The sequence below is a fragment of the Pseudomonas sp. 22490 genome, from assembly GCF_052044465.1.
GTDB lineage: Bacteria > Pseudomonadota > Gammaproteobacteria > Pseudomonadales > Pseudomonadaceae > Pseudomonas > Pseudomonas aeruginosa.
On the sequence record NZ_JBQENS010000026.1, the window covers coordinates 76,727 to 102,924 of the forward strand.

The following is a 26,198-nucleotide window of genomic DNA, read 5'->3' on the forward strand; positions in this document are numbered from 1 at the left end:
CTTCCTTATAGCCGTGGACACAATGAAAGCGCTGAATATATCCCAAGTCAGATCCTGGCCATCAATAGCTGTAGTTGTAACTGGTCTGCGTGCTTTCGCTCTTGCTTTCCTGAGTACTGGCACTTCCGGTTCCGCTGATGCTGGCCGATACATGTGCCGCCGACATGGCACCGGCTGCGAGCTGAGCGGTGTATTGCCCCAGGGCCTTCGCCGCCTCCAGAGCGATCTGAGCCTGCTGTACAGCGTTCTGCATCTTCGCCGTGTACTCGCTGATCTGCATTTCCGCGTAAGCGATGTTAGTCCGGCTGTTCATGTCGGCAAAGCGAGACTGCATTTCGGCGTCGGCCACGTTGGCACTGGCCGCTGCGCGCCAGGCTTCTACCTGGGCCTGGAACACCGACGTGTTGTACTGAACCTCGCTCAGGTTGGCCTGCAGGGTGGCCTTGTAGGCGTCCACGTCGGCCAAGAACTTCGACACCTTGGTGCGCGCCGCTTCCATCCTGATCTGCGCTCCCTTGACCTTGACATCGGCCTTGTTCGCCAGCCCCTGGATGGTTGAAGCGTAGGCACGGGCCTGCGCATCGAGCACATCCGCCTTGGCCGACTCGCCCTTGACGCGGGCCTCGTAGGCGTCGAACTTGACCTTCTCGGCGCCGATCTGCTCGGCATACGCCTGCACGTCTGCGCGGTAGGCATCGAACTGGTTCTTGATCGTCTCGGCGCGCACTGAAGCGCCCTGCATCAGCGCCTTGTAGACCTCGACGCTCGACTGTACGGCGTCCAGCTTGGCCTTAAACACCTCGACGCGCTGCTGGTTGATCTGCCCCAGCGCCACCTGGCCCTCCACGGCGGTCTTGTAGGCGGTCAGCTTGGAAATGGCCGCGTCCAGCTTGGTGCGGTAGACCTGCGCCAGCGTCTCGAAGGCCGCGTTCTGCGCGTTGAACAGGCTGATCTGCGCGTTGAACACGTTGATCTGGCTTTCCGCGTGGAAGCGGGCGACCTCGAACAGGCGCTGCACCATGTTCTGGTGCATGTTCTCGGTCAACTGCTCGAGGGCCAGGCCCTGCTGCACGGCGAAGCGCAGGTTCTCGATTTCCCAGGTGGCCGCTTGCACCAGGATGTCGCGGTTCAGTTCGGCCGCCTTCAGCCGGCCTTGCTCGCGTACCACATCTACCTGCCTGGCGAGCATCCCCGGCGGCATGGAGAAATTGCGGGCGGCCCAAGTATCGACCGCCTCCTGCACGGCGCGGGTGGTTTCGCCACTGTCGCGTTCGCGGGCACGGGCGAACAGCGCCTGCTCGATGGGCGCCGGCAGTCCGGTGCCGCCCGCCATCAGTTCCTTGATCTTCGCTTGCAACTCGTCCAGCACCTCGGACTGGTACTCCGGCTCCAGCCAGTTGATGAAGACGTTGGGCACCGTGATCCCGCTCGCGTCCGGCGGCGTGGCGTCGAACGTGGGCAACTCGGGGAACACGAATTCCGGCAGTCGGATCTGTTCCAGCGCTTCCATGTCCGGCATGGCGATCTGCGGAGCATCGGGAATCTCCACCGTGGTGTCGATGTCCGGGCGTTCCGGCACCGGGATGGCCGTCATGCTCGGCGCGTCCGGGATGTTGATCGGGATCATTGTCGGCGCGTCGGGTAGGTCGTCCATATCGCCCACGTCCAGGTCGGCCAGCAGATCATCGATGTTCAGGCCCCCAGGGGCTTCCGGCTTGATCAGCGGCGACGGGTTATAGGTCGGCTGCTCGCCCAGGTTGACGGGCGGCGGCGAAGCGATAGGCGCATCCGGCCGCGTCGGTGCCGGCACGTCAGCCACCGTGATGTCGCCGATCTTCGCCAGCGCGGCAGACAGCTCTGCGCTGTACTTGCTGCCCAGCGCCTCAAGGTCGTTCATCTTGTCCGTAACGGTGTCCACCGCAACGCCAAGGATGCTATCCGGTGCGATACCCATCACACTCTCCTGTTGGTCGGCGCCGATTCGACGCTCAGGTCATTGATATAGCCGCGCCGGCCGGTCAGGCGCAGCGTGAAGGTGAAGTGCCTGCCGCGCAGGCCCCGGCCGAACTTGAAGCGCCCATTGGTCAACTCGTCTGCAGGCTCGCTCTCCAGCGGGTAGCTGTAGGTCACTGCGCTGCCGCTTTGCGTGGTGGTCACGTCCATGGCCACCGTGCCATCAGCATCCAGTGCATACTCCAGATAGGCGCTATGCGGATGCACCAGCGCGCCCTGGCCGATGTCCAGTTTCCCGGTCGCGATTCTGCCGGCCACCGGCTGGCTGTCACCGTCCAGCGCATAAACGCCGTCTTCGGCGATCCCGTACAGTCGACCGTCGATCACAGCAAGCGACCGGAAGGTATATGGCGCGTAGCGGCTCATCGCCCAGCTATCGACGTTTGCGGTCCAAGCCTGGCCGCCGTCCTGGTCGCCCCCCACGGTGATGTCCTCGATCACCACGGCATCCGATACCAGGTCGCGCGCCACCAGATGGTCCAGCACCAGCGCGGCAATGGATGCCCCGTCCACCAGCAGCGCCTGCACGGCCTGGTGCGCGTCCACCACCTCGTCGGCGAGGGACGCCCCATCCACCAGCAGTACGCGACCGTGCAGCGTCCCAGTTGCCTGATCACTGACGGTGGCGGCGTCCTCGACCAGGACACTGGCGGCCTGGCCGGTGCTGTCGCTGATGCGCGCGGCATCGAGCACCAGGGTGTACGCATGACGGGTGCCGAATGCTTCGTCGGCCACCGTGGCACCGTCCACCGTCAGGCCGCGCACGCGATCCAGCACCCCATCCGACACCAGGGCGTCATCGACGTGCAGGACACGAAGGGTGCCGGTGACGCGATCACCCGCCGTAGCCGTTTCAACCACCAGCACCCTGGCGCGCAACTGGTCGGTCACCTCGTCGCTGGCGTGTGCCTGGTCCGCCAGCAGGTGCCCCGGACGGTCAATTGCCTCGTCGGAAGCCACCGCGGTGTCGGTATGCAGCACCAGCAGGCCGAACAGCACCGTCTCGCTGATCCTGGCGGTTCCCTCGCTGATCGCGGTCAGGCCGATCCAGGCCGAGTCGCTGATTACCGCCGTGTCGTTGGAATCGTCGCGGTAGTCACTCATTGATAACCCCTATGAAGTGGTGGGCCGCCTTGTGATCGGCAAGTGCGGTATGCCCCCAGCGGCGGCGCAGTCCATCCTGGCCCGTCTCGTAGATGCTGGCGTACCGGGCGTCGCCGATGGCGACATGCACGGCGTCGCGGTAGAAGTAAAAGTCGTTCTCGGGCGAGAAGCCCCAGTACCACGAGTGCGGCATGTCCTTGTTGACCTGAACAGCGCCGGCCACGGACAGACACACACTCAGGCGCCCGCTACTCTCGTTGGGGTACTGGGTGTCCTTCCGGTACGGATCGAAGCCTGGCGCCTCGCCGCCGATGATGACGCCGTTGGCGTTGTGGACGGAGTTGCGGTAGGTGTACGGCCCACAGATGCCCGTGACATCCAGAAACCCGCCAGGTGGCAGGTTCAGCCAGTTGCCACTCTCGGCGAAGTCGCTGATTTCGGTGGGGCTGTAGACCAGCGTGTCGACATAGACAGGCACCCCATCCTTGGATGGCGGGTCGCCCCGGTTCCCGTTCCGCGTCTGCCCCATCCAGTGCCAGATGTCGTCGTAGCACCAGAGTTCGTAGGACGTGGGATCAGGCACAGAGCCCTGCGTCGTTTCCTCGTGGGAACTGCGTCCCCCGGTATGGTCCTGGTAGGCGTAGAGCATGCAGTCTCGCTCGAACACCGGCACCAGCGCCGCCACGTCCAGGGTAAACGTCTCGGTAGTGTCTACCGTGGTGCGGTGCATGTAGTACCTGGATCGGCTCACGCCGCCGACGCACCAGAGTGTTGGCGGCGTGGAGTAAGCCGGGTTGCCATAGCCCATGTCGGTGCCGACGATGTTGGTATGGACCGTTACCGCCGGCTGCTCCTGCCGATCGTCGAAGTCGGTCGTGTAGAAGAACCCCATCAGCCCGCTAAGACCAAAGGTTTCGGTCTTCTCCCACTGGCCGACGATCATGTACTGCTCGAACGTGCTTGTCGTTTCCTGCTGGAACTTGCGTTCGTCGTAGAAATACTTGATGACACGCAACTGGTCCTCGACATAGCAGCCGAAGACTATGGTGTCGCACTTCACTGCGCCGCCGGAATAGTCGGGCGAGATGTGCGGGAAGGACTCGCACCCCTGCCCCGTCAGTTCGGGGAACTTCAGGCGGGTGCAAGACTTCAAGACCTTGGACGGCCAGTAGAACGGACCACTGGAGACGCGCGACACACGGCCCTGATGGGCGGCGATGGGCGGCAGTTCCAGGCTGTCCCAGTAGTCCACGTCCGGGCCGCTGGACGAGTCGGCCCGCGCGAGGATGTCGGCGGCCGGAACACGGCGAATCTTGTACTTGATGGCCAGTTCACGCGCCCCGTTCTCTGCCAGTGCCTCATAGACCTTCGCAAGATATGCATTGAGCTTGCCTTGCGCCTCCCTCACGTCCGAATAGCTATCGTAGTCCCAGGTGTTGAGCAGACGGCCTTGGTTCTCCGCAGGCGCCAACGACAGTTTCATCTTGTACGCATGCACCTGCATCAGGCCGGCGCTGTCGTAGGTCCAGCAGGTGTTGAAGCCCTCGGTGCCTCGGCTGTTCACCGCCCAGCCGCAGGCCGCATACATGGCCTCGAAGCTGTAGAAGTCGGCGGTGTCGCACACCTTGATGATGACCCCGGCCCGGCGCCACGCCTCGAAGTCCTGTTCCGCCTGCGGAAAGCCCTCGCCAGTCGGCATTCCGCCGAAGCGGTCCAGCAGCTTCAGCAACTCGTCGTCGCCAACCTCCAGCACGTACTCGCGGAAAGCCTCGGTGGTGGTGGCCGGCACCACAGGCAGCGGCATGGCATAGACGCCACGCGCGTTAATCTGAAGCAACCACGGGCTGTTGCCGGTATCGAAGGCGACCACGTTGCAGCGGCTGGCGCGGTACTCGCACTTGAACTGCCCCTGCTCGTCCGGGAAGCCGGTGTAGGCCGGCAACCGCACGTTGCCGACCTGCTGGCGGATCTGCCGCATGTAACGCTCGGGAATCAGCATCCTTGCGCGCTCAAGGTCGTCCTCTGGCAGTTCGGCCATGACCTGCCGCCCATATCCGCCAGCCACCTGCATGACCTCGGCCATGGCGCCGCTGTACCAGGTCGGGCGTTGCTTGACGTACTGCGTGAAGGTGTAGATGCCCTGCTGGGGCGGCTCAAAGTATTGGAAGCGCGGTTCGTACTTGATGACGAAGCGTTGCAACGCCACATCCTTCGGCGGAAGCGCCGCTTTCGGGTCGTAGGCCACCAGCCGGCGCCGGGTCTGCTCGGTCAACCTGATGCCAACGCCCTGCCCATCGGTCAGCACCTGGGCGCGGGTGATGACGCCGGAGAACAGCATGGGGATGTTGGTCTGTGCCACCCCGTCGAAACGGAATTGCGGAAGCTCATGCTGCTCGAGCACCAGGATGCGAAACACTCCGCCCATGTCGATGGCCACCGCCTGCCGGCCGCTGGGCAGGTCCGCAACGCGCTTCAGGTTGGCGAGGTCAGACGCCTGCTTGAAGTTCGTCAGGTTCCTGGCCAGCCGCTCGACAGCGGCGGCATCGTCGGCGGAAAGCTCCGCGTCTTCCGCGAAACGTCCGTAGGGGCGCGGCGAATACATCGGCTTAGACAGTCAGGTTCAGCCGGTAGCCGATATCGTAGGTGTCGCCGTTCTGGAACACACGAGTCGCCGCGTACTTCGACGCCGATACCAGCGCACCCGTGGTTCCACCCTTGGTGCTGTTGGTCAGCAGCGCGGCGCCGTTGACGTTGAGCTGCGACGCTGTGGCAATGGTTACGGTCGCCACGGTGTTCATGTTGTCGATGGACCCGGTAGCGGTGTCGGTCGGCGTCCAGGCTGGGCGGGTAGCGCTGGTGTAACCCTCGGTCATGCTGGTGATTTCCGAGGCCACCGCGGCGAAGTTAGCGGCGGTCCAGTTAGCAGCAGGTGCTGCCGTCCCGGCGAACAGGGCCAGGAAATACGACACCTTGGGCTTGCTGCCCAGCGCAATGTTGAGGATGTGCGCCAGGCCCTCGGTGGGGATCAGGTTGTCACCTTCCTTCTCCCACTCGCCGCTGTTGATGCGGCCGAAGTATTCGCCACCGGCCAGTACGCTGAGCCGCGGGAAGGCAATGCCGTTTTCGGTGATGTCGAAGCTACCAGTGGCCAGGTCGGCGGCCAGTTCTTTGCGCAGAGCGCTGCTAATGCGTTGCATAGGGTTCTCTCCGAAGTCCCATGCCGCACTCCTGCGCAGCGATTGAAGGCCCGATATTCGGGGTGATTCAGCTTACAGCCGTCAGCAGACGGCGGTCGAACACTACAGAGGTACCGGCACGGCCGGTGATACCGGTGAGCACGCCTGCATGAACTTCGGCGATGGCGCCACTGCTGGTGCCCATGACGTAGCCGTTCTCCGCCAGCCACACGGCGACCGGCGAGCCATCCGGTGATGCGTTGGTGCCTACCGCCTCGGCGGGGACCAGGATCGCACTACCAGGCACCGGAGCCCGCGATGCACGGCGCGACACGCTCAGGCTTGCCGGGTCGATACCATCGAGAAAGGCGACGTGATCAACCTGCCCCACCCAGATCCCGCCGTCCACCGGCTGCAGGAAGGTAATGCGCTGGGGCATCTGCACGAACCCGTAACGCTCATCATGCAGGTGGTACGTCAGCGCTTCGGAGAATCGCAGCACGTTAGCGCGCGCGGTCAGCAGGCGCCCGCGCCAGTACGCCAGGTACTTGCCGGTGGGCATGGGCGACAGGTGGCGGAACTGCGCCGGTCGACCCAGCTCCGGTAGCGTCGGCAGGATGAGCGTGGCCGCGCCCAGCGGGTAGTCGCCGGCCAACAGCAGCTCGCCGCCATTCGCTCGCGTCAGGTAGAGGCGCGCGCCGGTAACGCTGGCATCCAGGCACAGCGGAAAGGTGACTTCCAGCGCGCCGGCATCGGTCACGTCCGCGAAGGCGATCAGCGACGGCGCCGACTCTTGGGGGCCGCGCAGCCACGCCACAGCCGCGCCGTAGGTGCCTTGACTCAACGATCCGGCGCCTGCCACCAGCAGCGGCGGCGCCGGGGTGTCCAGCGTCAAGCGCTCGGCCTTCGCGCCATCGTAGGTGAAGATGCCCGCCGTTCCGGCGACGCACACCCGATTGTTCAGCACCTCGTGGGACAGGTCCCCTTCGCCGATCTGTGCGAGCGGCTCGAACGTCCATGAATGCGGATCGACCTTTCCCCACTGGTCGCCCAGGGCGCCGAAGGCGTCGCCGTGCAGTGGGCTTTGCCAGAGTTGGCGGAACGGCTGGTCCGTGACCTGGCGCGAAGAGGCCCGCAGTTGCGCCTTGCCGGCCGGCGACAGGTCTATGTTCACCGCGTCACGCACATAGAGCCTCGGGCTCTCGCCGCCGCGTTGCAGCGCGGCATCTTCGGCGACGTTGTTGATGCCGGCCAGCGGCACCAGGGAAGTCGTGGCCATCAGAAGGCTCCTTTGCGGTACTGATCGGCGTTGCCGTCAGGGCGGATGTAGTGGACACCTGGCCGCACATTGGGCACGCCCACACCCACTGAATCCAACCCTACAGGTGCCACGGACTGGGCATTTGGACCCGGTGGGATGAAGACGTTGCGGACTCGCATGCGATCCGCGAAGTGCGACGGGTCGTATTCGCAGATGAACGACTCCCAGCCGTCCGGCTCAACCCCTCGTACCCGCAGCGAAACCCAGGCTGTGCCGAATGCTGATGTGTCGGTACCGCTTGGAATGGTCGGCATCGGCGGCCCAACATGCAGCGACTGCCACTGGTACGGACCCTCTCCACGCGAATACCCCATAGCCAGCGACGAGAGTCCGGTCATCTGGAGTCGACGATCCAGCAGCGATACCCATGTCGCCCCACCTGGGCCAGGGGCCAGCAGACCAGCAGGCCGAACCGTTTGCGGGCCGTAGTAGGGGCCACGGGCTACAGCAGGCGCCCCCAGTGACATCGAATCAGCACCGGCGAACTGCGCCACGAACTGGGTGCCATCACCCACGATCGCCCACCCCATGCGATACGCCTGCAGACCCCGCGGCTCTAGGTAGCGACGTTTCAGGTAGATCGCGTGCTCACCCACCTTCGACACGTCGCCCAGCGGGAATGGCTTGAGGATGCCCAAGTAGGTGCTGATGCGCGCCGAGCCGAACCGCTCGCCCGGAGGATAAACCAGCGTTTCCCCTACATAGTGCAGGTTACCGGCTGGATGGTTCTGCTTAGCCTGCTCGGGTGCCTCCTTCACCGCCCAGATGGTGTGCGGCGTGAGACGCGGCTTGGATGGCTGGAACACTTCAGCGTCGGGCCATTCGTCCACCGTAAGCTTGCGCAGCTTCAAGCTCACGGCTGGCAGGCCGTAGCCGTCCACCTTGATGCCGGCGTCGATGTTCACTCCCATGATGCGCACCGTCGGCTCCTCGATGTCCGGCGCCCGGATGCCTGTCGCGTACAGGACGTACTGATTCAGACCGGGCTTTCCGAGCACCGCTCCGGTGTTAACCGCCTGATCAACCATGATGTTCTGCGGCGAGTACGGCGGCGCGCCGGTCTTGGTCACCACCAGCTTGTCGCCCATCCTGAGCAGGTTGGTGCCTGGAACCGTGATGGTCTGCTTGCGGTCGGCGATCTTTGCCTGGCCGAACAACTGCATGTTGCTGCCGTCCGGCGCCACCGGACGCCATTGCAGGCGCACGAAGGCCGAACCGAATTCCTCGGCGTTCGCCCCGAAGGTCGCGACCTCCGGCGTCACGTTGTGGATGCGCGGATCGCCGAACAGGTCTTTGTGCGCCCACCTCGGCCCTATCGCGTTGAAGTGGATCGACAGAGCCGCCAGGCCCATGTTCAGCATGTCGTTGCTTGCCGGATCGACATAGCGCGTGTACAGCTTGACCTCGGGCAACTTGATATCCGGCGGCTCGATGCTGTAGCGCGGCTCGATGCTGATACCGCGAATGGCGAAATCGATGAACGCGATGCCGATATCCGCCGAGTCGAAGCCGCCGATGCGGTCGAAGTAACGCCGCGTGTTCTCCAGTCTCGCAACACCGAAAGCGCTTTGCGCATTCCCGGTCGGCACCAACACCCTCGCGCCGTTGTAGACGGCATGCCAATTCAGGATCGGCGGCGGTTCGATGCCTTCCAGCGGCAGGTAACGGCGGCCGTAGGCAATCATGGCTGCGGTGGTGATCTGCGGCGGCGCCACGCCGCCTGGCAGGATCGGCCTGGCATTGTTGTCGATCTGCGGGAAGCCGGCTGGCGGCGAAGGCATGCCGATGGTGCCCACTTGACGGTTTCGGTTCTCCACCAGCGTCCACTGCGACCAGGGTGGCGGGTTCAACTCGCTGTCCGGGTCGTACTCCTGGACCACGTACTGGCGCAGGTTCCACACGTCTGCGCGGCCCCAGCGGTATTCTTCCTGGACGGTGCTCTGGAATCCGGCCGGCTCGGCAAAGGTGAGCCAGTTGTTGATCGCCTGCTGCCCCCACAACTCGGCGAAGCCTTGAGGCGCGACCGTCTGCGATTCGGGAATGATCCGCGTGCCGAATGCCGAGGAATCCCAGCCTGGCGGCTCCAAGAAGCGCGTGCCGCCGACCATAGGTCTGGCCACGGCATCCAGAAACGTGCCAATGGGCTCCAGAACGCGCGTTCCCTGACTGACCCATGCCGTCCCCATGCCTGGCGCTGGAACACCAGCATTGAGCTGCACGAACTGGCGTTCGTGGCTGATGCGGTGGACATCCGGGATCGCGGTCGCCAGTAGGCCGCCAGGCTTCAGGTAGCGGGTGTACAGCCAAACCGTGGGATTCGCGCCCCACGGCGGCGGCGCAATGTTGCCGGCCGCCACATAGCGGTTTCGGTTGATGATGTTCGCCTGCCCGCTCTGGTAGGCGACAAATCCGGTCGGCTGAACCGTTCGGTGCTTGTTCTGTGCGTTGTGGGATCCGATGACGTTCGAATTGAAGCCGTAGGCCGAAACGAACGTGCTGTACTTCCAAGCCTTGGCGGCGCCGAACGCTTGGTGCGACGATCCTACAGGCAACACAAAGCGATACTGAGTGCGGATCGCCGGTGGCGGTACCATGGAATCGCTGAATCCGCCCGGGAAAACCGTTTGGCCCTCTACCGGCGGCAACTCACCCCACTGAAGCAGCACAGCATTGGACGCTGGCGGCACGTAGGCGGGGTCAACGGTAGAGAAGTCGAGATCCGCCGATGCGTGCGGGTCCGGAAGGATTGTCCGCACTACCCGGGCATCGCGCGAGAGCAGCGGTGGCTGAATGCCCCAAACTCCGATGGTTCCTTCGGGAAGGTTCGCCGGCGGGCCGCCACCCAGCGTGACGTTGCGACTGCTGGAGGGGACGTAGCCGCTGGGTACTGCGTCAAAACGCAGCTCTACGCCCGTGGTCATAGCTACTCCAGCACGATGCGATCGGCGATCACAGCATTGATCAGCGGCGAGTTCTCATCGTCCAGGCCGACTACGTACATGGTGGTACCCACCTTCGCGATGACCGGAATTTCGAACAGACCTGATGAGTCGCTGCGTCCTCTACCAATCACCGACCCTGTTTCGCGCTCGTGAACATGGACGATGCGGGTAGCAGGCTGGCCAGCCTGGTCCACGACGGTGCCCGAGACGGTTCCACCGTAGATGGAACATGTCACCAGTGTGACACCACCCTGAACGATCGTAGTCAGGTCGGTGGAAGACACCACAGTGGTGCCGTTGAGGACCACCAGCTTGATGGGGAGTCCAGCAGTTTGGGCGGTGTTCTTGATGGCCACATCGATTTGCCTGCCCGGAACGACACGCGCCACGAATTGGACGTTTTCACTGGATCGGTTATGCGTGCCGCGAAATAGCGCCAGGTCGGCGTTGTAGTTGCCCGAAAAGCTGGTAATACCTGAGTCGACACCAGTCGGGTGGAAGATAATCGCCAGGCGCAGCCCGCAGTTGATCGAGTAGTACCGGCTAACTCCTGCGATCGCCTGTGAGTAGTGCGTACTGGCCGAGGTGAACTGGTAGGGGACAATCTCCACACCGCACTCGGTAGAAACAACCAACCTATCGGCGCCGCCGGTCCACAACGGCGGGATTGGTAGCAGCGTCGCACTATCATCGGTGCTCGGCCAGCTAGGGTTATAGGCCGTCGTTGGGCCTTGGAAGTCGGCCACCCAGGCGGTATAGATGTCGTCGAGCGATGTCGCACTGGTGACGAATGATGGAGAGACGAATTTTTCGCCGTCCAGGTCGATGGTGTCGGCCATTAATTCGCTCCTTCAACCGGTTGACCGAGGATCGTTTCGTCTGGCCAGTAGCCTTTCGCCTGGTGCCACTGTGCATAGCGCTCCAGCAGCACCCTGTCTCCGACCTGGGCGCCGTAGCGCACACCGTAGTCGATAGCCCACTGCTGCTGGCAGCGGTCGGGCGGACATGGAGCCTGCTCGTGAACGAACATCTGGAACGGAGGCAAGGCGCCTACAGCCTTCCAGTTGACGTACATTTCCTGGCTCGGCGTCAGTTCAATGGGCCTGGGCTCGATACCCTTGACACCGATACCCTGCGCTGGCGGCTTGCCCGAGCCACTCATCAGCCTCATGCAGCCCTCACAATCACAGGGGCGTTCAAGCGGCCGGCATGCCACGCAATGACAGTCGGCGTTCTTCTCGTGCGGGTGTTGATGCCCTTGCATTTCGCACTCCTGCGCGCAGGCGCTCAGACCTTGAAGATTTTGTTGGTGCCGTTATCCCAGGTGACGATGATGTCGCCGCCGTTGGGGGTGATCGGCAGGCCGGTAGCCGTGTCGATGAATGCAATCAGCGGGCTGGTGGACTCGGTACCGGTGTCCTTGTAGATAATGATTGCCTCGATGCTCGCGCCGGACACACTGGTGAACGTCACATCCGCACCGTCGGCGGCGCCGCCAGTGGTGGTCTTCGCGGTGAGAGTGACCGGACCAGCGATCCGGGACGACGACGGGATATCCGACAGGTACTGGTGGATCGCAGTCTGCGGCGTGTAGGCGCCGGTATCGACCAGGATCACCTTGATCGTGTCGGTCATCCAGTTGAACTGACCTTCCAGGAAGCGCTGGCGGGCATAGTCATAGAGGGTATTTGCCATCAGGGGTGTGCTCCAGGTCTTGGAGCGCACTCCTGCGCGCTGCTGCGGGGTTTTGAATAACGGTGCCTTCGTCGGCCGAGATCTGCAGGCGCGCCACCTGCCCGGACTTCTTCTCCAGGCGGATGGCAGTACCATCGATCAGCAGTACCTCTCCGACCTTCAGGTCCACGCTCATCTTCTTGCTCATGGCCAGAATGCCTCTACATGGTGAGGAACGTCCTCACGGGTGATGCGCCGCAGGTCGGAGTCGGGCCGCTGGCCGAAGTAGGCCGTGAAGGCATCCTCGGCCAGTGCGGCGCGGCTCGGGTCAAACGATTCCATGTCGGGGATGCTGAATCCGCGATGCAGCGCCCACTGGACCAGGTGCCGGTGGTGTTCGGGGTGTATCTCCGGCTGCACGGTGTCCTTGTCGGTCAGCGTCATGTCCGCCAGGGGCGTGCGGTAGCCTTCAAGACGCAAGATACCGGCGCGGTCAGGGGTCGGAGCCAGGCGCAGCGTGGTGTCGTGCTGGATTGCGTACAGCGGCTTGCCGGTGCAGGCGCGCCAGCCGGGCCTCTCCGCATCAAGCACCTCGGCCGACTTCAGCACCGGCATGGTCGGGCGCGACATATCGGCCGGGTAGAAGCCAAGGTGCGTCAGTTCGTATAGCGACGCATGCAACTGGTAGACGGCAGTTCCGGCGACCACCTCGATGCGGCAGACGGCGTCGGCCTGGCTCTCGTGGATCAGCCTGCCGCGCACGGCGGCTTCGCGCACTGCGTCGTTGAGCCAGTCGGCCACGTCCTGGTCCGACCAGAAATACGGCTCCACCATGTCATTCGCGTCCGTGCGAACTCGGCGGATCAGGTCGGCCAGCGTCATACCGCGCCACCGAACTGGTCGATGCGTGCGTGGACGGCATCACGGGAGCGCGCCAAGCCGTGCTGCTTGACCAAGTTCAGTCCGTAGCGGTCCTTGGCGAATGCCGCCAGGCTGGTGAAGTCGGCGAAGTTGTCCACCTCCCGGTGCAGGGCCGATAGGTCTTCCTCCTTGCGAGTGCGCTCCTTCTGCTCCTGCTGGGCCTGCGCGATCACCTGCTTGGTGTCGTCGCCGGCCGGTGCGGGGCCGGTGGAGCGCTCGAACAGGTCGCGATGGTTGAGGAATCGACGCGCCAGGTCGCCGGGCACGCTACGCACCTGCCCTTGGGTGAACATCAGCCCCGAGCCATACAGACGGTCGGTGAAGCTTTCCCGCGGGCCGATGTACTTGATGGGCACGCCGTTATCCAGCATGGGCACGCCGTCGCTCGCAATCTGCGCCACCAGGGCCGCATTCTTGCCTAGCACCTCGTTGAGTTGGTCTTGCAACTCAGCCACGCGCGCGTCGGCGTCCTGGCTCCCAGCGTCCGGGATGTCCTTGAGTGCATGAACCACGGCGCGGAACAGGTAGTCCTTGACCTTCTGCGACTCGGGCAACTCGGCGTAGGGAACGCAGCACGGGTGCGTCTTCGCCTCGAAGTCCTTGACCTCGCCATGGACCCAGCCGTTGGCCAGCTTGTCCGCCAGCCAGGACTCATGGGACTGCTCGGGGGTGGTGTCTGGGTTGTCCAGGTGGAGTTGCACGCCGGCCAGGATGCCGCGCTGCATGTCTTCCGGGCACTCGGCGAACGGTGGCGCCACCTTGTCGCCGATGGCGAGGCAGTAGGCGGAATTGATCGCGTGGGCGATGGTGGCGATGAGGATGGGTTTCATGAATGTCCTACTCCTGCGTGACAGAAGGGCCAGCACAGGCCGGCCCTTCGTGGGGCGGCGGCGCTTAGACTGCGCCGAGGCGCTCGCCGTGGACGATCACCTGGAGCTTGCCCGCCTCCGCGACGGCAGCGCCTTTGATGGTGATAACCAGGTTGGCGTCCTTGGGCAGCGCGAACAGCGCCTTGCTGGAACTGGTGCGCAGGCGCGCAGCGGCCGACAGCAGCAGGCCAGCGCCGAAATATGCGGCGTCCTGCGGATAGGTCGCGTCGTCCACGCCGTCGGCGTAGGCAAAGCCCACGTCAGCGGTCACGCCGGCACCGAAGTGGTCGGAAATCACCAGTTGCAGGTCTTCGGCGACGAAGCCGGCGGGCAACGGGAACTCGAACGCCACGACGTCGCCCACCGCCAGCGCGGCGGCGGCACTGCTGTTGAGCAGAACGCCGGCCGCGTTGGTCGCGAGCTGGTAACGCAGGGTGGTCAGGTTGCCATACGGCGTGAAACCGCCGAACTGGCCGCCGAGCGGGATGGTCTTGTACTGGGCCATAACGGGCCTCCTTTCAATCTGGACGAAGGAAAGGGCCGGGATCACCGACCCTTGTCGCTTACTTGCGGGGGCCGATGATCTTGACGGCGGTGTCGATCGCCATCACGCCGTGGTCGGTGTACTCCAAGCCGTTGGTCGCCTCGACGGCGAAACGAATCTTGGAGCAGCCGAGGATCGCGCCGATCAGCAGTTCCAGCTTGTCGCCGTGGTCCATGTCCTTCTCGGACCAGAAGAACGGCATGCCGGAGTGCTCGGAAGCCGCCCAGGCTTGCGCCAGAGCCTGGCCGCCCAGCAGCAGGGCGCGGTCCACCGCGTACTGATTGCCGAAGCTATCCGGCACCACGGCGCTCAACTCGGCTTCCGAGTTGTAGGCGGCGCAATACTTGATGGGGTCGCCCGCGTAGAAGCGGATCGGCTTCGGCATCTTGATGATGAGGGTGTTGGACCACAGGCCCGCATCGACGCGGAAGATCGGGTGCTGCTTGGCGTTCGACGCGCGCGCCAGTGCAGCAGCCTGCCAACTACGGAACTTCTCCTGCTTGGCGAAGCTGTTGTACTGGGCCGGCGAGCACAGCAGGACGCGGATCGGCGAATCCTCGGCGGCCTCGTCGCCCTCGAACTTCACGGGCGGCGGCGGCAGCTCGATCTGGTCCATGTAGGTGGCGATGGAGTCGACCACATCCACGTCCAGCACGTCGGCGGTGGTGATGTTGTACTCCCCCGCATTCGGCGCAACGCCAGTGATGGCATCGGCGCTGGCCACGAAGTGACGATTCTTGGTCGGCGCCTTGACGCGGTTGACCAGCATGTCAGCCAGCTTCGGGTGCGTCTCCAGCGGGAGGCACCACTCCTTGTTGTAGTGGTTACCACGGGCGCCGGCCAGGTGAACCAGCATGGACTGGTCCAGGTAGGCGTCCATGAACCACTTCGCCTTCGGACGGCCGAGGCGGCGCAGGTCGTAGGGGTTGCGAATCTGCGACATCACATCGCCAAGGTCCACCGGGAAGCGGGCCTGGTTGACGCGCAGTTGGTCGCTGCCGATCTTCAAGCCAGTGCCCTTGCCCTCGGCGTACTCGCTACCCATGATCGGGAAGGCGTTCGCCGGCTGCACGAAGTGGAAACGCACCTCGTCGCCCTTGTTGCGGCCCAGGTCCTGGGCCTGGACGATGGGAAGTTCCAGGCTCGACTGGCCCTTGGTCTTCTTCTCGGCGTCGCTGGTGCCGCTCGGCATCTTGCCGGTCAAGCGGTTCAGGGTCGAGTTGCGGCCCTGGCAGAGCGCGAACAAGCCGGCGGCCTGTTGGATCATCGCGTTCGGATCACCGTAACGCATGGTGGTTTTGCTTGCGGTCATGGGGTAGCTCCCTTACATGTTCCGGTTCAGGAATGCCTCGACCTGATCGGGGCTCATACCGCGCAGGGCGTCCGACATGGATGCCGGATCCATTGCTGCGATGGCCTCGAATCGGTTGCCAGCCGGAGGCTTGCCGCCCGGGATATCCGAGAGACTGGCCGGCGGTTCGGTCTTGGCTTTGTTGATGGCAGCCTGGGCCGCAGCCTTCGCGTCTTGCGCGTTCGGTTGCTGCTGCGACTGCTGAGCGTTTCCGGTGGCGGACTTGAACGAACCGAACAGTTCGATGACATCGGCCGCGGTGCCGTCTTCCAGCACCTTGGCGATGCTCGCGCGCTCATATGCCGGACGGGACGCCACCCAGTCCCCGAACTCCTTGCTCTCCGCAATGGAGTCGGCGTCCGGGTGGGCCTCGTAGATCGCATTCAGGTGGGCGCTCGCGGCGCTCTCGGCTTCCTTCTTCTGGATCGGTGCCAGCTTCTGGTCCACGAGTGCGCTCACGCGCGCTTCCACCTTCGCGTCGATCAGCTTCTGGATGCCCGCGGCCAGCGCTTCCTCGCTGAAGTCACCGAAGATCGCCGGGTCAACCCCCTGATCCATGGCAGCCTGAGCCGCCGCCAGTTGGTTGTCCTGCGACGTCGGGGCCTCGCCTGCCGTGGCGCGCGCTGCTGCCTCATCCCGCAGGCGTTGTAGCTCTGCCTGCGCGGCCTGGGCCTGGGCTTTCCAGTGCTGTTCTCCCTGTCTCGCTTCCACCAGCTTCTCGTAGCCGATGGTGTGCTTGCCGTCCTTGGCCAGGATCACGGCGTTCTCGGCGTTTAGCTCTTTGGCGTCGGGCGTCTTGCCCTGTTGGTCGCCACCAGCCGAAGCGCCGGCGTCACCCGCGCCCTGCTGCGCGTCGGTGTTCTGTTCGGTGTTGTCTGCCTGATCGGCGGCATCGGCGCTGGCCTCGCCAGCATCGCCGGCACCCGCGTCGGCTGCGACGTTGGGCTCGTCGCTGTCCAGCATGAAATTGCTGGTATCGCCCATTGCCAGTTCAATCATCCTGGCAGCCTGTTCGGGTGTCGGCCGTCCACCGTCTATCTCTTGGAAAAGCTCGTCTTTTTTCATGCCTATCCCGCCACATATCGCCGTGGCCGCAAGGGTCATCAGCAATGCGGATTACTCCGCGTCTCGCCGGCGTTCGGAGACGCCTTGGCTTGGGCGGCAGTGTCGGAGACAGGTGCAGGAAGAACGAAACCCTACAGGGGGTGGCCCGGTAGGGTTTCAGGTTGGCGAGTTGTAGCGGAGGTGTGTCAGGGCTGCGGCAGGTTGTCAGCCGTACTCGGCGTCTCTATTCCGCGCTGGCCGGTCGGGGCTTCGGCCGGCACCGGCGGATATGTCGGGCTGGTGTTCCTGCGTACCGGAGCCTCCTCGGCCTCAGCTTCTGCTGCTGCCGGCCCCTGCCCTTGGATGTAGGGCGACTTGATGTTCATTGCCGCCGTCTGGTCGGCTACGGGGTAATTCGGGTCGTCACCAGCAGGGTTCGGGCGCTGGTATCCAGCGCTCTGCATCACGGCGTCGGCGATCGGCGCGATCATCGGCATCTGCGCAATCTGGGCGCCGGCCTGCATGGCACTGAATGCGGCCTGCACCCCGATCTGCACTGCCTTGGCGTTCAGCCCACTGATTTCGCTATCCGCCTTGCGCTCCTTGATCTCCAGTTCGCGCAGCTTGATGTCGTTTCCGGCCTTGGCCAGGGCGTCCTGCACGGCCTGGTCGATCTGCTGCTGGATCTGCTCCGGGGTCTGCTGTTGATCAACGGCTCGGATGGCCTCCACCACGTCGCGCTTGAACGGCACGTCCATGAGGCTGACCAGGAACGGCAGGACAGCGGCCTGGTACTGCGGCGGCATGCTCTTGACGGCCTCGGACATCGCGTTGAGCTGCTGGCCGCGGTAGCTGTTGGTGCTGGGAACGTCCTCGAGGGCGACCTTGATCCGAGTGCGCAGCAGATCATTGGACAGGTAGGCGGCGCCGGTCTGCGGATCGCGCTGCGGCTCGTTGAGCACCACGACACGATCGGCGGTCACGGCATCGCCTTCGATAACAACCTCAGTGCGCTCCTGGCCGATGTCCTCGACGATCATTGCCAGCAGCAGTTCGCCCACCAGGGTCCGGCCGGCGCGGAAGTTGTCCATGATCCGGCCAATGGACTGGTTACTCTGCTCGATCTGCTGCTGTTCCTGGATGCCGCTGGTGGCCGTGCCTTTGCGCCCCTGGAAACCGGCCGTGATGTTGCTTACGCGCTCGATGGTGGCGCGGTTGTCCTGGAGCATCTGGAAATGCTGGTCAGTCAGGGTGTAGTCGCGCTTTACCTCGAAGCGAGCGCCCCTGTTGCTTGCGAAGTGCTCAGCGTTCAGCACGATGTCGGCATCCGGACGTGCGATCTGCCGGCGTAGTTGGGCGTCGGTCATGTCTACCGCGCCCTTGGTACGCTCCACTCGAGTGACGCTCATGCCCCAGCGGAGCTTGGACATACCGCTATTCAGGCTGTCCTGGGCGTATTTCATGCCGCGCACGTACCCGTATGGAATTCCGGTGGCATCCTCGCGGAAGCCGAAGAACGGCACGTAGGGGAAGTGACGATGTGTGTATGGGCTTGGCCCATCGTGCAGGCAGTGCGGCCCGAGCCAGTAGGAGCGGCGCACGCGGGATACCGTCACCTTCTTCGGTGAAATGCGGCCGGACGCCAGCGCGATGTTGTGCGCCAGGTTGTTCGGGTCGTACTCGACGACTCGGCCATCGGGTGATTTCAGGACGTGGACCTGCACCCAGCGGCGATACCAGAGTTCCACCAGGCAGATTTCCTTGCTGCTTGGGTTGTACCAGCGGTCCTCCTGCACGGTCCATGCCCGCGCCTCGCTCCATGCGTTGTGCAGACCGGTGGATGTGCCGCCTTCCATCATTCCGAGATCGGGCTGGCCCCACCATGTGCTGCCGTACTTACCTACCATGCCGATCAGTTCGGCATGCTCCGGGAACACCAGGGCAATGCGATCAGGTGACAGCCAGCGCTGCCGGCGCAGGAAGCGGCAAGCCTCCCAGTCGTCGCCGCACTTCATGTCCCAGTGAATTTCGTCGCGGCGGATAGGCCGGCAGCGGTACGGGAACTTGAACGGGTCCGACTCGCGGCTGACCTCTACCCAGCCGATACCGCACGCGATCTGCGGCCGGAACGCTTCGGAGCATGCGCGGTCGGCACCAGACTGGCGCTCTGCCGTGTTCAGCCGGTAGTTCAGGGCGTCGGCCACGTCCTGGCCACCCACGTCGCCGTTCGGCGTCACGCGCCAGTCGGTGCGAGTGACGGCCTCGTAGCCTTGCAGGGACAGCAGGGCCGGGCCAATCAGGTCTTCTACCGCGGGCGGGATGCCCAGTGCCTGCTGGCGACGCAGCAGGTCGGTGTCGAGCTGGTTCCCGTCCGCGTAATCCATTTCCTTGTCGGCGACGGCGCGCCACGCGGGCTGGTCCTCGATTTCGTAGTTGATGTCGGCGTACTCGTCCACGGTCAGCGGCGTGTCGCCGGCCGGTGGCAGGCCATTCATGTACTGGCGGTCATTCTCAGTGATCTGCATGTCGTGTCCTCACAGTCGCCAGTCAGGCGCTTCCGCTTCCTCGTAGGTGCGTTCCATTTCGTTGGGCATGATTTCCACGGCCTGGCCGACGTAGCGGAACATGTCGGAGCCGTGGCTGTATTCGTCGTGCAGGGGCGCCATGGCCTCTCCGGTCTGCTGGTGTAGGGCACGGCGGTAGCGCTTCAGGCACTCCACCAGGCGCCCGGTCTTGTCCTTGTCGAAGTAGCAGCGCGGGAACAGCATGCGGACGGCCTTGATGCCTTCCTCTATGCTGGTGGCGGCCAGGACGTGGACCTTGCGGCCCATCGCCTGTAGCTGTTCCTCGGTGCTCTTGCCGGTCTGGTAGTTGCGGGTACGACCGTCGTGCGGCAGGTAGTCGATGCCCCAGCGATACGGGCGTTTCTCGATCTGCGCCACGTACCAATCCAGCGTGCGATGGCTGTCCTCGATGTAGTCGATGATTCGCACGTCCATCGGCCCGCGCTGGACAAAGCCGATGGTCATAGCGTCGTTCCAGCCCAAGTCCCATACCGTGTGGACGGGTAGCAGAGGGTCGTATGGCACCGGGCGAACGCGCCCGCTTTCCATCAGGTCCAGGATTTCATGGCGGTAGATGGCACCCTCGGCCACGGTGCGCGGCTTGCCTTCCCAGATGTGCTCGTAGTCCTCCTGCGACATGGAGCGCTTGGCGCGCAGGCGCTCCTGGTTGAGGACATCAGGGAACCACGGGTTGTCGCGCCAGTTGATTTCGCAGAGCCACACGTCGTCATCCGGCGCGGCGCAGAACCGCACGTAGGTGTCGTCGGTGTCCATCGCAGGGTTGAGCGTCAGCCATATCTCCGATCCGTCCTTGCGGATTGTCGGGATCAGCACGTCCCAGGACTTCTTGCACACGCCCTGGGCTTCTTCCACCCATACGATGTCTACGCCCTCAAAGGACTTGATGGAATCGACGGTGTGCCCTTGCAGGCCGGAGAACAGGAACAGCGTGCCGTTGCGGCCACGAATCTCGGTGTCCAGCACCTCGTAGAACTCGGTCAGGCCGAGCTTGACGATGTAGTCGCGCAGCAGCCGGTGAACCGAGTCGCGCATAGACTTCTGGATTTCCCGCGCGCAGAGGATGCGCAGGGGGTTGCGCGCGCCCATGTCGAGCAGCACCTGGGCCACGCCATGGGACTTACCGCCGCCGCGCCCACCACGCATGACCTTGTACCGGCGCGCCTCGTACAGAGGCGCCAGTTTGAAGGGGAGCGTGATGTTCAGGTTGAGAGGCGCAGCGACGAAGGTGGTCACTCGTCGTCACCTCGTGGCTTGGGCTGCACGAAGGTGACTGTGCTCTTGACCTCTATGGCGCCACCATTCGCGCCAGTGTGCTCGTTGGTGATGCGGTCGCCATACTTCTTGGGCGCCATCTTCGACGCCAACCACTTTCGAGCATCTACGCGCAGCTTCGACCTGGAGATATGGTCGTAGTCGACATGCGTGCGGCCTTCATCGTCCGTGTATGTGTCGTTCGAGCCGTCGTCGGCGATCTGCAGGATCTCTTCAGCGAGTGTGTCGGCCTGTGCCTCGCGCGCGCGCGCGTACTGCTCTCGCAAATCCGCATGCTGCTCGTCGGCCAGCCACCGGAGGAACGTGGACATCGCTGGCATACCCGGTAACTGGCATACCTTCCGTAGGCTCATGCCCTCGGCAAGCGCGGTACAGACAGCCAGGCCGACAGTGGGCGTATATCTGCTCGGGCGACCCGGTGGCCGTTTCGCTGCGGTCTTGGCTGGGGGACGTGCGGAAGCCCCAGTAGCGCGCTTCTTCGCTACCGGGGCCTTCTTCGGTTTTGTGCTGGGCTTCTGAGTCATGACCCGGAATTGTCCGGGCCAGAGGGGATGGGTCGAACCCTACAGGGGGATCATGCAGGTTGGCGAAAACCCTAATCGTTCTGATAATTGTGACTGGCATCTCGTTTTTGCTACGGTCCCCAACTGCTTATGCGAAGTAGATGGACATTGGAATGGACGAGATACTGAGGCGTCGATTACGGGCAGAACTGCTAGAGGTAGGTTTCCTCAATCAGTGCTGCCTGGACTTGATGGCAGCCATGGAGTCGGAGTTTCGCCTCACTCAGGATCAGCACGAGTGCATCGAGCAACTGAGCCGATTCCTGCAAGAAGGAATCGGCAGGCTGACGGCTCTGTCTGAGCGAGTGGCTGCTGGTGATATCGTCGCCCTATGCTGAGTCTATTGCACAGCAGCGGCATCACTCATGGCTAAGGTGAGTTGCCCACCATCGGTCCTGTCTGCGCGCAATGCTGCCACTTCTCTTTCCAGCTTCCGTATCTTGATCGCCAGCTCTGCGGCCAGTATCTGGTTCGAATGCCCGATATCGATCGCTGCGAACTGCTGAGCAGCACCCGCCAACAGTTCGCCGAGCATCCGCTTCTCCGCTGGCGTAAGCGTGATGACGTGATCATCGCTGATCTCGACCTTCGCCCAGCCACCTGGTATCTGCGTGATAGTGATCGGCCTGGGCGGATCGAACTGCGGTGCCGGTACGAACACTCCGCGCTCGACGCGCAGCACCAGCAAGTCGTCCACCAGAACGGACAGGCGGTCATCGACAACGCCGGGCTTCAGCCCCGTGAGTTCGACCAGGGTCTGGCGAGTAACGATCTGCTGCTGGCTGTGCAGTTCCCGAACGGCGTCGAGTACAACCTGGGTCGAAGATTTCTTCATCTGCTCTCCCCTTCAGCGATGAGCCCGTGTTGACGCAGAATGCGCCACTGCTCCTGCAGCCACTCCTTGAACTGAGGGTCAGCCATGCCCTACTCCCCTCCCCATCTTGCGCTTCAGCTCCCGAGACAGCGCTCGATACTTGGCCTTGATCTCCTTCAGTTCATCGATAGGAAACCGCCGGGGCTCGTGCGGCCCCTCTAGCCATTCGACTTTCTCGGCGCCGATGCGCTGGACCAAGCGTATGCGGTACTCCACCACGTTGCCGGACATGTCCCTGTTGCAACGCACGCACTGCCGATGCACGTTCAGCGGCTCGAAGCGCAGAGCCTGACAAGCACCGACGGAGCGGTAATGCCCTGCATCCCAGCGACTGCCGGTGATCAGCCCTGCGTCATAGGCCGTGGAATCGCAACTGATACATGGCTTGTCGGCGTCGCGTAGGCGAATCCACTCGTTGAAAGCGGCCTGCGCCTCACGCATATGGTCCGAACGGGTCTTGAAGCGTTCCTTGGCCGCACGGATCTCGCGGCGCTCTATCTTCGCCAGAGACTTCCGCTCTCTCTCTCGCTTGGCAGCCGCCAACGCCAATCCGCACTTCGGACTGCACACTGACTGTAGCGATCGCTCCGGGGTGAATACCTCCCGGCACGCCTTGCACGTCTTCTTGCGAGGCTTCTTCGCGGCGACCAGCATCACACCACCTCCGCGGTAGGGTCGACGAATCCCCAGTAGTCGTCGCGGCTCCGGGTCATACCACCTCCTCGGGCATCATGTTGATCATGTCGCCGATCTGCTCTTCGCTCATGCCCGTCCAGTAGTGCTCGATCAGGTGCTGGCAGATGCCTCGCCAGAACTCAAGGAACCGCTCCTCGGGCATTTCGTCGAACGCCAACGACTCCGGCACCAGGCGCGACACGCGCCCCAGCCCGCCCAGGTCGAAATACTCCGAGCTACAGCAGACCCCGGCGTCTCCCTGTAGCTTCTTGATCACCGAGTGCGCATCCATCCCCTGGAACCCATCCACATTGCGCGCGACTAACTGGCCCAGGCGGTGGACCAGGCGGTGCTTGCGAACGTCCCGCGGCTGCTTCAGCTCCGCGCGCACTTTTGCGCCAGCCTTATACCCGCGCTCCTTCAGCAGGAACTTGTCGATGCCGCTGTCGGCGACCAGGGCCAGGCGAACCTCGCCGGTGTCCGGGTCGACCATGCGCTTGAACTCCAGGTAGATCGGCCGCCCGGCGCGCTTCCTCTTCGCCGCCGCGCTCTTGGCCGGCGCCTGGGTTGATAGTGCTTCAGCCATGTTGAACCTCCTGGCTCTGTAGCTGATCGATGGTTTGAAGAACCGCGGCGCGCCGACGGTCCATGTCTTCGCGCTCGTGGCGCAGGTGGCGATCACGCAGTCGGACCTTCGCCTTTTCCCTGCGGACCAAGCGCTTCTTGATGTCTTCAAGCCGCCGGCGAAAGTCGTCTGGCACATCCCCCCCACCAGCAGCCTCCCTCGCAAGGGCTTCGCGGGTCAGTGGGTCATTCGTCAGTGCCAGCAGCCGGTCGGAGGGTCCAGTCAGCAGCCCGGCGATTGCGCTGCCGGCCGGCGAAACCGGTTCGAGTACGTGCTGTTCGAGCAGCAACTGCGCTGCCGGCGCCAGCAGACGCCCCAGGCGTTCCGCTTCCTCGATCGCAGCAGCTCGGCGGCCCGCATCGCTGCCCAACGACAGCGACCACCTGGCGGGCAGCGCCTGCTGCCTGGCACGAGTGAGCAGGCGCTCGTAGGCGGCAATGAACGCCATGCGCGCGCCCACCCGGTCACCACGCCCCTTCATAAGCGGTGCGGCTACCACAGCCGCCTGCTGGATTTCCGGCGTCATAAGCACCGTTTCAGCCTCGTCGAAGCTCTGTAGGGCGATCGCCCAGGCCTCGTTCGGCTCGGGCCGACCGTCGGCGGACTCGACATGCCGGAGTACAGCGGCAACAGTGAATCGTCCGCCCTCCCGGCGAACGGCCTGCAATGCGGCGGTCAGCACTGGCTCTTCGTAGGCAGCCAGGTCTTGAACCATGAGTTGGGCAGCGGCCGGCGTGAGTTGCTGACCCATTGCCTCGGCGGTGCCGAAAAGGGAAAGCAGCAGTTCGTCTTGTTGCTCAGGCGTCAGCATGGGCAGCCCTCCTCGCTCTCTGCTCGGCCAGGGCCTGCTCAGCGGCGGACAAGTTCGATGCGGTGTTCTCCTGCTGGCGTGCCTGCGTTCCGGTGGTCGGGCGATTGGTCAACCACATCGTGTGGTAGCCCTCAGCGTTCGCCAGCAACAGGCCGAGGGGATGGTGCTGAGCAATCAGTCGAGCATCGTGGATGCACTTGACGTAGAACGCGGCCACCTTTGGCGCGTCGGCCTGGCCCACACGATCGATCAGCTTCGAAAGCTTGCCGGCAACCGACGCGTTCCAAACCGGCCAAGCGGTGTATCGAGTGCGATAGGCCATGGCGTAGTTGGCCCATGTGCGGTACGCCTTGCAGTTCGGGTCTTTCGGGCCTGGCATGTCGGCCGGTATCTGGCAGCGCGGCCCGGGCTCTTGCTCGGCGCCGACGAATTCCCCGCCCGGGGCCGGCGCAGCCTCCCCGGCAGAAATCTCAGGGGTAATCTCTGAAGTAATCTCTGAAGTAGTCTCTGTAAGAACTGCGGGTTTTCCGCGACCTTGCTCGCGGCTTTTCCGCGTACTGGCTTGCGGCTTTTCCGCAGACTTGCCTGAAGGATTTCCGCATCCTTGTTTGCGGGTTTTCTGCAAACTGGATTGCAGGTTTTCCGCATTCAAGTTTGCAGCTATCGCGTCCATGTTCACTCGGTAGTAGAGCCGGCAAGGAACACCCTTCTTCATCTCCTCAAGGACTCCGCACTTCACCAGTTTCTTGCGTGCACCCTCCTGCTCGGACCTGGTCATGCCCGTCTCGGCTTCCCACTCGTCCATGGTCTTGTAGAACCAGCCGTCCGCATCTTCGGTGCGGCAGGTCCAATACACCGCCTGCGAGAGCATCAAGGCACCAGTGATGCCGGCGCCCAACGATACGAACGCACGCTGGAATGCAATCGGACGGTCAAGCATGTCCGCGAGATTCATACCTGGGCCAACCTTCGATCACTGACAAGCGCCATGGTTAAATCGCTTGTAGTGACGGGACTGGGCGCTGACGCAAGCAGGCCCAATCGACATCCGGTCGCATCTCTTCACAGGTGACCAGCCCGCCAGTTGCTCGCTCAATAGATGGACAGTGTTCCGCAGGAACCTGCCGCACACCATTGGCCCATTGCGACACAAGGACTGGTGAAACATCGATTTCGCGAGCGAGCCAGGAGCCAGCTCCGCGACGCTGGTCAAGGTAAGGTTTCAGCTTCATTTTTCAGCTTCCGTAGACAGACGCCAGCCAAATATAGCGTAACGCTAGATTAATTCCCATAGCGTAACGCACATATACACAATTAGCGTTTTGCTATGGAATCGACAACATGAAAGACATTGATGAAATTCGTCGAGCAAACATGCGCCTACTCGAGCAGGAGTTCGGGGGGCTGGCGGCTGTCTCTGATCGAATTGGGATGTCTCCATCGCAGTTCGGCAACCTCCGCGATGGAGTCAAGGACTCCAAAACGGGGGTGCGGCGAGGCATGCGGAAGACTACCGCTCGTCGGATTGAAGAGGCTACTGGTAAACCAGCCGGCTGGCTGGATACCGACCACAGTCAGGGGGGACAGGATGAGGTCAGAGAACGACCCACGCCTCCTCTCCTTCGAGCCTACGAACAAGCATCTGCTTCCGATAGAGCAATAGTAGATCTACTGCTAGGAATCGTTACCCAACCTGCCTGGCTGGACACAGCCGCTCTGATGGCGCTGCGCTCACTCAGATGTGCTGCGGAGGAAGCCGTCGTCAAAAGCTCAACCGAGGCGACCAATGCTAAAGCTCGTCTGGTCGGACGGTAACCCCGTCAAGAGCGACTAG

The 26,198-nt window shown here is 63.4% G+C and carries 26 protein-coding genes; 2 read left to right on the plus strand and 24 right to left on the minus strand.

What is annotated here, in order from left to right:
• Nucleotides 1-61: 61 nt before the first annotated feature.
• The 18 genes from ACTJJX_RS25130 to ACTJJX_RS25215 form a co-directional block, all read right to left on the minus strand.
• Nucleotides 62-1,954 carry a hypothetical protein gene (locus tag ACTJJX_RS25130; RefSeq protein ID WP_023082384.1) on the minus strand — a complete coding sequence of 631 codons (1,893 nt, stop codon included), beginning with the start codon at nt 1,952-1,954 and terminating at the stop codon, nt 62-64.
• The gene (locus ACTJJX_RS25135; protein ID WP_023082383.1) at nt 1,954-3,117 is read right to left on the minus strand and encodes a hypothetical protein; all 1,164 of its coding nucleotides are present in this window, start codon (nt 3,115-3,117) and stop codon (nt 1,954-1,956) included. The genes ACTJJX_RS25130 and ACTJJX_RS25135 overlap by 1 nt, the downstream gene beginning before the upstream one ends.
• A complete protein-coding gene (locus ACTJJX_RS25140) occupies nt 3,110-5,719 on the minus strand; it encodes a hypothetical protein (RefSeq protein WP_023082382.1) in 2,610 nt (869 codons plus the stop codon). Before ACTJJX_RS25140 ends, ACTJJX_RS25135 begins: the two co-directional genes overlap by 8 nt.
• Nucleotides 5,720-5,723: 4 nt before the next feature.
• Nucleotides 5,724-6,314 carry a hypothetical protein gene (locus tag ACTJJX_RS25145; RefSeq protein ID WP_023082381.1) on the minus strand — a complete coding sequence of 197 codons (591 nt, stop codon included), beginning with the start codon at nt 6,312-6,314 and terminating at the stop codon, nt 5,724-5,726.
• A gap of 67 nt (nt 6,315-6,381) precedes the next feature.
• Nucleotides 6,382-7,572, minus strand: coding sequence for a hypothetical protein (locus ACTJJX_RS25150; RefSeq protein ID WP_019486217.1), 1,191 nt, complete (start codon nt 7,570-7,572; stop codon nt 6,382-6,384).
• Entirely contained in the window at nt 7,572-10,535 is a 2,964-nt protein-coding gene (locus ACTJJX_RS25155) for a hypothetical protein (protein WP_023082380.1), read from the minus strand. The genes ACTJJX_RS25150 and ACTJJX_RS25155 overlap by 1 nt, the downstream gene beginning before the upstream one ends.
• 2 nt (nt 10,536-10,537) lie before the next feature.
• Nucleotides 10,538-11,395 carry a hypothetical protein gene (locus tag ACTJJX_RS25160; RefSeq protein WP_023082379.1) on the minus strand — a complete coding sequence of 286 codons (858 nt, stop codon included), beginning with the start codon at nt 11,393-11,395 and terminating at the stop codon, nt 10,538-10,540.
• On the minus strand, nt 11,395-11,820 hold the full coding sequence (locus ACTJJX_RS25165) for a hypothetical protein (RefSeq protein WP_010793300.1): 426 nt from the start codon (nt 11,818-11,820) through the stop codon (nt 11,395-11,397). The genes ACTJJX_RS25160 and ACTJJX_RS25165 overlap by 1 nt, the downstream gene beginning before the upstream one ends.
• Before the next feature lie 23 nt (nt 11,821-11,843).
• The gene (locus ACTJJX_RS25170; protein WP_004349209.1) at nt 11,844-12,251 is read right to left on the minus strand and encodes a hypothetical protein; all 408 of its coding nucleotides are present in this window, start codon (nt 12,249-12,251) and stop codon (nt 11,844-11,846) included.
• Complete coding sequence (locus tag ACTJJX_RS25175; RefSeq protein ID WP_004349207.1) at nt 12,232-12,438, minus strand: hypothetical protein; 207 nt, start codon at nt 12,436-12,438, stop codon at nt 12,232-12,234. The genes ACTJJX_RS25170 and ACTJJX_RS25175 overlap by 20 nt, the downstream gene beginning before the upstream one ends.
• Complete coding sequence (locus tag ACTJJX_RS25180; protein WP_023082378.1) at nt 12,435-13,112, minus strand: phage adaptor protein; 678 nt, start codon at nt 13,110-13,112, stop codon at nt 12,435-12,437. The genes ACTJJX_RS25175 and ACTJJX_RS25180 overlap by 4 nt, the downstream gene beginning before the upstream one ends.
• Entirely contained in the window at nt 13,109-13,981 is an 873-nt protein-coding gene (locus ACTJJX_RS25185) for a RyR domain-containing protein (RefSeq protein WP_023082377.1), read from the minus strand. Before ACTJJX_RS25185 ends, ACTJJX_RS25180 begins: the two co-directional genes overlap by 4 nt.
• A gap of 64 nt (nt 13,982-14,045) precedes the next feature.
• Nucleotides 14,046-14,525, minus strand: coding sequence for a hypothetical protein (locus tag ACTJJX_RS25190; protein ID WP_016263604.1), 480 nt, complete (start codon nt 14,523-14,525; stop codon nt 14,046-14,048).
• 58 nt (nt 14,526-14,583) lie between these two features.
• A complete protein-coding gene (locus tag ACTJJX_RS25195; RefSeq protein WP_023082376.1) occupies nt 14,584-15,876 on the minus strand; it encodes a phage capsid family protein in 1,293 nt (430 codons plus the stop codon).
• 12 nt (nt 15,877-15,888) lie between these two features.
• The gene (locus ACTJJX_RS25200) at nt 15,889-17,019 is read right to left on the minus strand and encodes a hypothetical protein (protein WP_065423640.1); all 1,131 of its coding nucleotides are present in this window, start codon (nt 17,017-17,019) and stop codon (nt 15,889-15,891) included.
• 146 nt (nt 17,020-17,165) lie between these two features.
• On the minus strand, nt 17,166-19,484 hold the full coding sequence (locus ACTJJX_RS25205; protein WP_023082375.1) for a hypothetical protein: 2,319 nt from the start codon (nt 19,482-19,484) through the stop codon (nt 17,166-17,168).
• A 9-nt stretch (nt 19,485-19,493) separates the two neighbouring features.
• On the minus strand, nt 19,494-20,777 hold the full coding sequence (locus ACTJJX_RS25210) for a PBSX family phage terminase large subunit (protein WP_023082374.1): 1,284 nt from the start codon (nt 20,775-20,777) through the stop codon (nt 19,494-19,496).
• Nucleotides 20,774-21,340 (minus strand): hypothetical protein, encoded by a 567-nt coding sequence (locus tag ACTJJX_RS25215; protein WP_004349191.1) that lies wholly within the window; start codon nt 21,338-21,340, stop codon nt 20,774-20,776. The genes ACTJJX_RS25210 and ACTJJX_RS25215 overlap by 4 nt, the downstream gene beginning before the upstream one ends.
• A gap of 152 nt (nt 21,341-21,492) precedes the next feature.
• Here ACTJJX_RS25215 and ACTJJX_RS25220 point away from each other — a divergent pair, with 152 nt between their 5' ends.
• Nucleotides 21,493-21,717, plus strand: a complete 225-nt coding sequence (locus ACTJJX_RS25220) for a DUF7364 domain-containing protein (protein WP_023980885.1) — start codon at nt 21,493-21,495, stop codon at nt 21,715-21,717.
• A gap of 2 nt (nt 21,718-21,719) precedes the next feature.
• Here ACTJJX_RS25220 and ACTJJX_RS25225 read toward each other — a convergent pair whose 3' ends face one another.
• The 6 genes from ACTJJX_RS25225 to ACTJJX_RS25250 all read right to left on the minus strand — a co-directional run bounded on the left by ACTJJX_RS25225 (nt 21,720) and on the right by ACTJJX_RS25250 (nt 25,596).
• On the minus strand, nt 21,720-22,214 hold the full coding sequence (locus ACTJJX_RS25225) for a hypothetical protein (RefSeq protein WP_004349189.1): 495 nt from the start codon (nt 22,212-22,214) through the stop codon (nt 21,720-21,722).
• Between the two features lie 78 nt (nt 22,215-22,292).
• Complete coding sequence (locus ACTJJX_RS25230) at nt 22,293-22,907, minus strand: recombination protein NinG (protein WP_023082373.1); 615 nt, start codon at nt 22,905-22,907, stop codon at nt 22,293-22,295.
• Nucleotides 22,908-22,962: 55 nt separating this feature from the next.
• Nucleotides 22,963-23,514 carry a hypothetical protein gene (locus tag ACTJJX_RS25235; RefSeq protein WP_023082372.1) on the minus strand — a complete coding sequence of 184 codons (552 nt, stop codon included), beginning with the start codon at nt 23,512-23,514 and terminating at the stop codon, nt 22,963-22,965.
• Complete coding sequence (locus ACTJJX_RS25240; protein ID WP_021264627.1) at nt 23,507-24,364, minus strand: hypothetical protein; 858 nt, start codon at nt 24,362-24,364, stop codon at nt 23,507-23,509. The genes ACTJJX_RS25235 and ACTJJX_RS25240 overlap by 8 nt, the downstream gene beginning before the upstream one ends.
• Nucleotides 24,351-25,319 (minus strand): hypothetical protein, encoded by a 969-nt coding sequence (locus ACTJJX_RS25245; RefSeq protein ID WP_023082371.1) that lies wholly within the window; start codon nt 25,317-25,319, stop codon nt 24,351-24,353. Before ACTJJX_RS25245 ends, ACTJJX_RS25240 begins: the two co-directional genes overlap by 14 nt.
• A gap of 37 nt (nt 25,320-25,356) precedes the next feature.
• Nucleotides 25,357-25,596: a transcriptional regulator gene (locus ACTJJX_RS25250; RefSeq protein ID WP_004354958.1), complete on the minus strand. Its 240-nt coding sequence runs from the start codon at nt 25,594-25,596 to the stop codon at nt 25,357-25,359.
• 109 nt (nt 25,597-25,705) lie between these two features.
• On the opposite strand from ACTJJX_RS25250, the gene ACTJJX_RS25255 reads away from it, so the two are divergent.
• The gene (locus ACTJJX_RS25255; protein WP_196696653.1) at nt 25,706-26,179 is read left to right on the plus strand and encodes a hypothetical protein; all 474 of its coding nucleotides are present in this window, start codon (nt 25,706-25,708) and stop codon (nt 26,177-26,179) included.
• Nucleotides 26,180-26,198 lie beyond the last annotated feature (19 nt).

What these genes read in the sequence shown, in the direction of transcription:
- ACTJJX_RS25130 (WP_023082384.1), bottom strand. Translation starts at nt 1,954, where the DNA reads ATGGGTATCGCACCGGATAGCATCCTTGGCGTTGCGGTGGACACCGTT.
- ACTJJX_RS25135 (WP_023082383.1), bottom strand. Translation starts at nt 3,117, where the DNA reads ATGAGTGACTACCGCGACGATTCCAACGACACGGCGGTAATCAGCGAC.
- ACTJJX_RS25140 (WP_023082382.1), bottom strand. Translation starts at nt 5,719, where the DNA reads ATGTATTCGCCGCGCCCCTACGGACGTTTCGCGGAAGACGCGGAGCTT.
- ACTJJX_RS25145 (WP_023082381.1), bottom strand. Translation starts at nt 6,314, where the DNA reads ATGCAACGCATTAGCAGCGCTCTGCGCAAAGAACTGGCCGCCGACCTG.
- ACTJJX_RS25150 (WP_019486217.1), bottom strand. Translation starts at nt 7,572, where the DNA reads ATGGCCACGACTTCCCTGGTGCCGCTGGCCGGCATCAACAACGTCGCC.
- ACTJJX_RS25155 (WP_023082380.1), bottom strand. Translation starts at nt 10,535, where the DNA reads ATGACCACGGGCGTAGAGCTGCGTTTTGACGCAGTACCCAGCGGCTAC.
- ACTJJX_RS25160 (WP_023082379.1), bottom strand. Translation starts at nt 11,395, where the DNA reads ATGGCCGACACCATCGACCTGGACGGCGAAAAATTCGTCTCTCCATCA.
- ACTJJX_RS25165 (WP_010793300.1), bottom strand. Translation starts at nt 11,820, where the DNA reads ATGCAAGGGCATCAACACCCGCACGAGAAGAACGCCGACTGTCATTGC.
- ACTJJX_RS25170 (WP_004349209.1), bottom strand. Translation starts at nt 12,251, where the DNA reads ATGGCAAATACCCTCTATGACTATGCCCGCCAGCGCTTCCTGGAAGGT.
- ACTJJX_RS25175 (WP_004349207.1), bottom strand. Translation starts at nt 12,438, where the DNA reads ATGAGCAAGAAGATGAGCGTGGACCTGAAGGTCGGAGAGGTACTGCTG.
- ACTJJX_RS25180 (WP_023082378.1), bottom strand. Translation starts at nt 13,112, where the DNA reads ATGACGCTGGCCGACCTGATCCGCCGAGTTCGCACGGACGCGAATGAC.
- ACTJJX_RS25185 (WP_023082377.1), bottom strand. Translation starts at nt 13,981, where the DNA reads ATGAAACCCATCCTCATCGCCACCATCGCCCACGCGATCAATTCCGCC.
- ACTJJX_RS25190 (WP_016263604.1), bottom strand. Translation starts at nt 14,525, where the DNA reads ATGGCCCAGTACAAGACCATCCCGCTCGGCGGCCAGTTCGGCGGTTTC.
- ACTJJX_RS25195 (WP_023082376.1), bottom strand. Translation starts at nt 15,876, where the DNA reads ATGACCGCAAGCAAAACCACCATGCGTTACGGTGATCCGAACGCGATG.
- ACTJJX_RS25200 (WP_065423640.1), bottom strand. Translation starts at nt 17,019, where the DNA reads ATGACCCTTGCGGCCACGGCGATATGTGGCGGGATAGGCATGAAAAAA.
- ACTJJX_RS25205 (WP_023082375.1), bottom strand. Translation starts at nt 19,484, where the DNA reads ATGCAGATCACTGAGAATGACCGCCAGTACATGAATGGCCTGCCACCG.
- ACTJJX_RS25215 (WP_004349191.1), bottom strand. Translation starts at nt 21,340, where the DNA reads ATGACTCAGAAGCCCAGCACAAAACCGAAGAAGGCCCCGGTAGCGAAG.
- ACTJJX_RS25220 (WP_023980885.1), top strand. Translation starts at nt 21,493, where the DNA reads ATGGACGAGATACTGAGGCGTCGATTACGGGCAGAACTGCTAGAGGTA.
- ACTJJX_RS25225 (WP_004349189.1), bottom strand. Translation starts at nt 22,214, where the DNA reads ATGAAGAAATCTTCGACCCAGGTTGTACTCGACGCCGTTCGGGAACTG.
- ACTJJX_RS25230 (WP_023082373.1), bottom strand. Translation starts at nt 22,907, where the DNA reads ATGCTGGTCGCCGCGAAGAAGCCTCGCAAGAAGACGTGCAAGGCGTGC.
- ACTJJX_RS25235 (WP_023082372.1), bottom strand. Translation starts at nt 23,514, where the DNA reads ATGGCTGAAGCACTATCAACCCAGGCGCCGGCCAAGAGCGCGGCGGCG.
- ACTJJX_RS25240 (WP_021264627.1), bottom strand. Translation starts at nt 24,364, where the DNA reads ATGCTGACGCCTGAGCAACAAGACGAACTGCTGCTTTCCCTTTTCGGC.
- ACTJJX_RS25245 (WP_023082371.1), bottom strand. Translation starts at nt 25,319, where the DNA reads ATGAATCTCGCGGACATGCTTGACCGTCCGATTGCATTCCAGCGTGCG.
- ACTJJX_RS25250 (WP_004354958.1), bottom strand. Translation starts at nt 25,596, where the DNA reads ATGAAGCTGAAACCTTACCTTGACCAGCGTCGCGGAGCTGGCTCCTGG.
- ACTJJX_RS25255 (WP_196696653.1), top strand. Translation starts at nt 25,706, where the DNA reads ATGAAAGACATTGATGAAATTCGTCGAGCAAACATGCGCCTACTCGAG.